Source organism: Corallococcus sp. AS-1-12, assembly GCF_020036995.1.
GTDB lineage: Bacteria > Myxococcota > Myxococcia > Myxococcales > Myxococcaceae > Corallococcus.
In genome coordinates, this window is sequence record NZ_JAIQDD010000091.1 from 1 (window position 1) to 1389 (window position 1389).

The window sequence follows — 1389 nt, forward strand, 5'->3', positions numbered from 1 at the left end:
GCGGGCGTCAGCACGCCTCCTACGGGGCGTTCGTCCCACGCATCCAGCCCCGCGTCCGTCAGCAGCTTCTCCCAGGCGTCTTCCTTCGCGTCATGGGGAGCGAGGCTGCCACCCACGGCCCCAGCCATTGCTCGCGAGTCCTCGCCCGACGTGTCCTCCCGGAGCTGCCGGTGGCGCGCCATCCGCTCCCCTGAAGTCGCAAGGGAGGTTCGCGGAGAGGTCCGAGTGGGCGGCACCTCCTCGCGCGGCGATTGAGCCCTCGCTGGCGCTGGGGCTGAGGGCTGCGTGTAGCTCAGGCTCAGGCCTCGACGAGGCGTGGGCGACACCGAAACGCAACCCGTCGCCAACATGGCGAGAGCCAGCAGCAGGGCGTCAACGCGCATTGTCCACCCCCAGGCCCAGCGAGGCGAAGGCACCTGGCCGCAGCGTGCCCACTCCCTCGGGAAACAGCAGCGTGCCCGCCGTGCCCATGGCGTAGAGCTTCCCGCCCAACAAACGCCAGCGCAGCTCCGCCCCGCCCAGGTAGCGCGCTCCAGGTTGTCCCGCCCCCACCGCGAGCCCCTTCAAGGCGACTTCCACGGAGCGCTCAAAGAGCTGCACCACCACGCGGCCGTCCACGTCGAAGCGGCCCCAGTTGAAGGCCTCCACCCCCAGCGACAGCTTCAGGTGCTTGTGGATGCCCCAGTAGCGGACCGCATCCCAGCCGACCTCCGCCTCGCCATGGGCTGAGTACCCGTCCGGAAAGGACGCCTCCGCCAGCGCCACGCCTTCCGGCCCCGCGGCCTTGAAGCGCGCCAGCTCATAGTCCGGACCGAAGAAGCCCTGACGGAAGCCGCCGTGCTGCCGACGCCCCTCCAGACGCAGCAGCAGACGCAGCGTGGGCGTCCTCGCGTCCACGCCCGCGCCCACCACCGCGCCCCAGGCACCGCCTTCACCCGGCTGGCCACCCCAGCCCGCCTGGACGTGCACTTCGTACGTGGGCCGCACGACCACCACGGCCATGGCATCCAGGTGCGCCAGCGTCACCGAGGGCGTCCGGCCTCCGGCGCGGCCCCAGTCGTGTACCGCCGACAGTGCCAGCGTGTAACGCGCCTTCTCGCGAGGTGGGCCGAAGAAGACGTGCTCCACGTCCAGGGAGAACTCGGCGCCCATGAGCCGCGCGCCCAGCACGTCCGAGACGAAGGCCTCCGTGTAGAGGGGGCCCAGCGTGCCGGTGAGGAAGCCGCCCGCCGGGTGGTAGTCCGGGTTGAGGCGCCCGCCGTAGCGCCGCACAAGGTGCGCGGACAGCAGGCTGTAGCCCTCCAGCGCGCCGAACCAGACGCCCACGGGCGCGTTGTCCGAGCCCAGCTTGAGGGCGCGCACCACCTGCCCGAAGTCCGAGACGCTGTC

The 1389-nt window shown here is 71.6% G+C and carries 1 protein-coding gene; it reads right to left on the reverse strand.

Going from position 1 to position 1389, the window contains the following annotated elements:
• Window positions 1–372: 372 nt before the first annotated feature.
• The coding region (locus tag K8556_RS38810) for a hypothetical protein (protein WP_223745174.1) at window positions 373–1389 on the reverse strand (1017 nt) is incomplete at its 5' end.